The sequence below is a fragment of the Stenotrophomonas sp. genome (genome assembly GCF_059505245.1).
In genome coordinates this window covers 35,461-41,416 of the sequence record NZ_JCACKF010000035.1, presented here as the reverse complement: position 1 = coordinate 41,416, position 5,956 = coordinate 35,461, and the positions used below count along the sequence as shown (strand labels likewise).

Below are 5,956 nucleotides of genomic sequence, written 5' to 3'. Positions count from 1 at the left end.
GATGGTAGTGTGGCTCAAGCCATGCGAGAGTAGGTCATCGCCAGGGTTTACACCCAAAACCCCGCTGCTTGCGCAGCGGGGTTTTTCTTATTAAGTGAAGGCACTGCATTTTGCGGGTCCCTTCCGCCCCAAGGGCAAGATCGCGAAGCTGGCGCTGCAAGCGCTGCTGCAACCGTCTCCCTGGTGAAATTAGCGCTGTGGAACCACCCGATCCCATCCCGAACTCGGAAGTGAAACGCAGCTGCGCCGATGGTAGTGTGGCTCAAGCCATGCGAGAGTAGGTCATCGCCAGGGTTTACACCCAAAACCCCGCTGCTCATGCAGCGGGGTTTTTCTTTGTGCGCAGGAAACCCCGGTAGCGCCGGCCGCTGGCCGGCAACCCGATGGCGTTGCATTGCCCGGTAGATCCACGCCATGCGTGGAGGCCCTCTGCGAGGAAGCATGGCGCCAACCAGGGTTGGCCGCTACCAATCGATTGCCGGCCAGCGGCCGGCACTACCGGCAGATCCACACCAACCGTGGATGAGCCGCCGACGGTACGCAAAAGAAAAGCGGCGCCCCGTGGGGCGCCGCTCTGCTCTCAACAGTGCTCAGTCGAGCATGGCCCGACTTTACTTGGCCGGGACCTTGTCCTTCATCATCGCGTCGCGGGCTGCCTTGAACGGATTGCCTGCATACCAGTTCGGCCAACGATCGCCACCGGCCAGTTCCTTGCCCACGCCGTACATCAGCTGCAGGTCTTCGACGGTGCCGTCCAGCTTCCAGGTGGCGGCGTCGAACTCGTCCTTCGGGCCGTGGTAACGGTTGGCGCCGTAGTCCGCCGCCGCCTTGCGGCCCGCTTCCACGCCACCCTCGCGCAGGTCTTCGCCGCCATCGGCGTACAGGGCCGGCACACCCGCTTTTGCGAAGTTGAAGTGATCGGAGCGGAAGTAGAAGCCGCTCTGTACCGAGGTCTCACCGTGCAGGGTGCGGTCCTGGGCGGCGGCCAGCGGCTTGAGGATGTCCTCCAGCTCCGAGCTGCCGAAGCCGGTGACGGTCACGTCCTTGGCACGGCCGGCCACCGACATCGCATCGATGTTGATCACACCGGCGATCTTGTCCAGCGGGAAGGTCGGGTGGGCGACGTAGTACTTGGAACCCAGCAGGCCGGACTCTTCCAGGGTCACCGCCAGGAACACCACCGAACGCTCCGGCTTCGGCTCCTGGTGGGCCATGGCTTCGGCCACTTCGAGAATGCCAGCCACGCCGGTGGCGTTGTCGACCGCGCCGTTGTAGATGTTGTCGCCGGTCTCACCCTCATGCTTGCCCAGGTGGTCCCAGTGCGCCATGTACAGGACGGCCTCGTCAGCGCGCTTGCTGCCCGGCAGCACGCCGACCACGTTGCGCGACTGCTTCTGTGCGATCTGGCTCTTCAGGTCGACCGCAGCGGTGGCCTTCAGCGGCACTGGCTTGAAACCGCGCTTGCTGGCGTCCTTGTAGGCCTGGGCGAGGTCCAGGCCGGCACCGGCGAACAGCGCCTTGGCCGCGTCGGCGCTCAGCCAGCCCTGTACCGGGATGCGCGCTTCCGGGTCATCCTTGGCGGGCAGGTCGTACTGCGGGCCAGCCCAGGAATTCTTCACCACGTCCCAGCCGTAGGACGCGCCGGCGGTGTCGTGCACGATCAGCGCGGCGGCGGCGCCCTTGCGGGCGGCCTCCTCGAACTTGTAGGTCCAGCGGCCGTAGTAGGTCATGCGCTTGCCGTCGAACAGCTTCGCGTCGTCGACGTGGAAGCCCGGGTCGTTGACGAACATCACGACCGTCTTGCCCTTCCAGTCCTGACCGGCGTAGTCGTTCCACTTCTGCTCCGGCGCATCGACGCCATAGCCGACGAACACCAGGTCGCTGGCATCGACCTTCACCTCGGCCTGGCCGGTACGGGTGCCGACCACCATGTCGGTGCCGAACTTCAGTTCGGTGGTCTTGCCGCCCTGGGTGATCTTCAGCACGGTCGATTCATCGGCCGTGGTCTCGGTCATCGGCACATCCTGGAACCAGCTGTCGCCGTTGCCGGGCTGCAGGCCGATGCGCTGCATCTGGTCGCGGATGTAGTTGACCGTCAGTTCTTCGCCCTTGCTGCCCGGGGCGCGGCCTTCGAACTCATCCGAAGCCAGGGTCTTGACCATCTCGGCGAAGTCGCCGGCGTTGATCTCCGGTGAGAACTGATGGGCGGCCGGCTTCGCGGCAGCGGTATCGGTGGGCGGCGTGGCAGCCGGCGTGGATTCGCCTTTGCAGGCACTGAGCGCGGCCGCGGCGGCCAGGCACAGGAGGAGTTTGCGGGGCATCGTCGATTCCTGGAGAACAAAGGGCGGTCGCATCTCATGCGCGACCGGTAAACGCGAGTATCACCGAAGCGGCGGGTGCGACGGGTTCAGTCGGCCGGCGCGGTTTCGGTATCGAACGGGATCGGCTCGGCCCCGGTGACCGGGCCGATCCGTGCGGTGCGATGCACGTACAGCACCACCTCGCGCTCGAACTGCAGCGGCCCACTGACGACCGCGTTGGGGCCGATGATCACGCGCGGCTTGCGGCTGGCGGTGAGCGAGACACTGAAGTTCGGCTTGCGCACATGCACGCCGCCGTTGACCTGCGAACCGATGCCGACGGTGATGTCACCGTTGACGGTCTCGACGTCTTTGCCGACGCGGCTCTCGACCAGGCCGATGCCGCCGTTCACGGTCTCGACGCCGCCTTCGATCTGGCTGCCGCGATCAGTGAAGATGCTGCCGTTGACGGTGCTGACGCCACCGCTGGCGATCACTTCGCGACCCAGGCGGACACCGCCGTTGACCGTTTCGATCTTGCCGGTGCGTGCGCGGTCGGCAACCTTCACCCCGCCGTTGACGGTGTCGATGCTTCCGGTCTCGACGCCTTCGCCGACGCGGATGCCGCCGTTGACGGTGTCCAGCTTGCCGTAGCGTTGGCCGGGTTCGGCGCTGATGCTGCCGTTGACCTTGCTGATGTTCTCCTGGGCGCAGACCGGCCCGGTGACCAGCAGTACGCCCAACAGCAGCGGAATGGATAGAGTTTTCATGGGGACCTCGATGGATGTGCGGCTGGCAGGCCGCGTGCGGAGATGTCACCATTCCCCGGTACCCCCCGCAACTGCCTGAAGTCACTGGAAAGCCCTTGCGCGACAACGCCTTCCCATCACGCCGACATCACATCGCCGCCGTACGCGGCGGGCGCTGGCTGCTGCTGGGGCTGGCTATGGCGCTGGCCCTGCCCCTGCCGGGTGCTGCGCAGACCACCCGCGAGACCGAGCGCAAGCTGCAGAAGCTGCGTACCGAGCTGAAGGGCGTGGCGCAGGAGCGACGGCAGATCGAAGGGCAGCGTGGCCAAGCATCGCAACAGCTGCGCGAGGCCGACGAGAAGGTGGCACGCACCGGCCGTGCGCTTGCGCAGACCGAAGCGGCGCTGCGCGAGCAGGCCCAGGCCCTGGCCCAGGCCGAGCAGCGCCGCAGCAGCCTGCAAACCAACCTGGCCCAGCAGCACCGCGAACTGGCCGGCCTGCTGCGCGCGGCGTATCAGCTTGGCAATCACGCACCGCTGAAGCTGCTGCTGTCGCAGGACACGGTGGCCGATGCCAATCGCGCCTTGGCCTACCATCGTTACCTGCAGCGCGAACGAGCGCAGCGCATCACCACGCTCACCGCCGACCTGAAGGAACTGGAAGCGCTGCAGGCGCAGATCGCCGAGCGCAAGCAGAAGCTGCAGGGGGCGCAGCAGGACCAGAAGCAGCAGGCAGCGGCGCTGGCGGCCGACCGCCGTGACCGCGCGCAGACCGTGGCCTCGCTCGACGAACGCTTCAAGGACCGGCGCGAGAAGGAACAGGCACTGGGCCAGGATGCCAAGGCGCTGGAAACGCTGCTGGCCAATCTGCGTGCCGCTGCCGCCCGGGCCGAAGCCGAGCGTCGCGCGGCGGCACGTCGAGCTGCTGCCGAAAAGGCCGCTGCCGAGCGGGCCGCACGCCAGGCGGCCGCACAGGGCCGGCCACCGCCGCCGGCAACCAAGGTTCCACCTGCGGTGGCGTCGGCACCGGCACCGAAGGTCGGCGGCCTGGGTTGGCCGTTGTCCGGCAACCTGCTGGCCCGCTATGGCGGCAAGCTGCCCGATGGCCGTACCAGCAGCGGCGTGCTGATCGGCGCGCCGGCCGGCAGCACCGTCACGGCCGTGGCCGACGGCACCGTGGTGTTCTCCGACTGGATGACCGGCTACGGCATGATCCTGATCGTCGACCACGGCAATGGCTACATGAGCCTGTATGCCCACAACGACACCCTGCTGAAGGATGCCGGCGCACGGGTCAGCCGCGGTGATGCGGTGGCCAAGGTCGGCAATTCCGGTGGCCAGGGCGTCACCGCGCTGTACTTCGAGCTGCGCCGTGGCGGGCAGCCGGTCAACCCGGACAGCTGGCTGCAGCGGCGCTGAATCCAGGCCTGCCGGATGCGGGTTGGATTCAACGGGAATTTAGCTGTGCTTCGCGCATAATCGGTGCATGTGCCTTGGGCACGATGCCAACGTCGACAGGAGTGATCCATGCGCGCAGCCCGTACCGCCACCCTCTTGCTGGCCCTGTTGCCAGCGCTGTCCTGGGCGCAGCAGACCGCGCCCGCCCCGAGCCAGGAAACCAGCGGGCAGGCAGCGAACAGCGAGGAGGCGGTGACCTCGAAGGTGCCGCTGGAGGACATCCGCCGTTTCGTGGCCGTGTACAACGCGGTGCGCGCCGCCTATGTCGATCCGGTCGATGACAAGAAGCTGATGCAGTCGGCCGTGCGTGGCCTGCTGCTCGACCTCGATCCGCACAGCACCTACTTCAACAAGGAAGACGCGCAGGCCTTCGACGAGCAGGCCAATGGTGCCTACGAGGGCATCGGCGTGGAGCTGCAGCAGCAGCCGGACAACGCCAGCATGAAGGTGATCGCGCCGATCGACGACACCCCGGCGGCCAAGGCCGGCATCCTCGCTGGTGACCTGATCATCGCCATCGACGGCAAGCCGATCAGTGCGATCGATGCCAGCGAGCCGCTGCGCGGCCCGGCCGGCAGCAAGGTGGTGCTGACCATCGTGCGCGAAGGCAAGCCCAAGCCGTTCGACGTGAGCCTCACCCGCCAGACCATCCGCGTGACCAGCGTGCGCAGCCGCCTGCTGGAACCCGGCTATGGCTACATCCGCCTGAGCACCTTCCAGGCCGATACCGGTTCGGACTTCCAGAAGCACGTGCAGCAGCTGCAGAAGCAGTCCGGTGGCCAGCTCAAGGGCCTGGTGCTGGACCTGCGCAGCAACCCGGGTGGCCTGCTGACCGCTGCCGTGCAGGTGGCCGATGATCTGCTCGACAAGGGCAACATCGTCAGCACCCGTGGCCGCATCAGCATCAGCGATGCACGATTCGACGCGACCCCGGGCGACCTGCTGAAGGGCGCACCGGTGGTCGTGCTGGCCGATGCCGGTTCGGCCAGTGCATCGGAAGTACTGGCCGGCGCGCTGCGCGACAACAAGCGTGCGCGCGTGGTCGGCAGCCGTACCTTCGGCAAGGGCTCGGTGCAGACCGTGCTGCCGCTGGACAACGGTGATTCGGTGAAGCTGACCACCGCGCGCTATTACACGCCCAGCGGCAAGTCGATCCAGGCCACCGGTATCGTGCCGGACGTGGAACTGAAGCCCGCCGCCACGCCGGCCGAGGATGCACTGCCGGCCAGCCTGAGCGACTACAGTGAAGCCACCCTGCCGGGCCATCTGCGCGGCGATGACGAAGGCACGGAGGGCTACCACGCCGGAGCGGTGCTGCCGGGCGATGGCCCGATCAACGACGCGCTGGCCGAGCTGAAGAACCCAGGCTCGGTGGCCGCACGGTTGAAGGCCGAGGCCGCCAAGGCGGATGCGGCCAAGGCCGCGAAGGCCGCTGCGGCGAAGCCGGAAG

Annotated in this window: 4 protein-coding genes and 1 rRNA gene; 3 read left to right on the top strand and 2 right to left on the bottom strand. The window is 67.2% G+C overall.

Features of this window, described 5'->3' with window-relative positions; all coding sequences use genetic code 11:
• The first annotated feature begins 179 nt into the window (after positions 1-179).
• A 5S ribosomal RNA gene (gene rrf, locus AC5JLE_RS13190) occupies positions 180-294 on the top strand.
• A 317-nt stretch (positions 295-611) separates the two neighbouring features.
• Here rrf and AC5JLE_RS13185 read toward each other — a convergent pair.
• Together AC5JLE_RS13185 and AC5JLE_RS13180 are read right to left on the bottom strand one after the other, a co-directional pair.
• Positions 612-2,321, bottom strand: coding sequence for a M28 family metallopeptidase (locus tag AC5JLE_RS13185; protein ID WP_049408406.1), 1,710 nt, complete (start codon positions 2,319-2,321; stop codon positions 612-614).
• A gap of 86 nt (positions 2,322-2,407) precedes the next feature.
• Complete coding sequence (locus AC5JLE_RS13180) at positions 2,408-3,070, bottom strand: DUF4097 family beta strand repeat-containing protein (RefSeq protein ID WP_014645682.1); 663 nt, start codon at positions 3,068-3,070, stop codon at positions 2,408-2,410.
• A 176-nt stretch (positions 3,071-3,246) separates the two neighbouring features.
• Here AC5JLE_RS13180 and AC5JLE_RS13175 point away from each other — a divergent pair, with 176 nt between their 5' ends.
• On the top strand, positions 3,247-4,467 hold the full coding sequence (locus AC5JLE_RS13175; RefSeq protein WP_257473507.1) for a murein hydrolase activator EnvC family protein: 1,221 nt from the start codon (positions 3,247-3,249) through the stop codon (positions 4,465-4,467).
• Between the two features lie 108 nt (positions 4,468-4,575).
• Positions 4,576-5,956, top strand: a 1,381-nt coding sequence (locus tag AC5JLE_RS13170; RefSeq protein ID WP_496065355.1) for a S41 family peptidase, incomplete at its 3' end; no start/stop codon positions are given.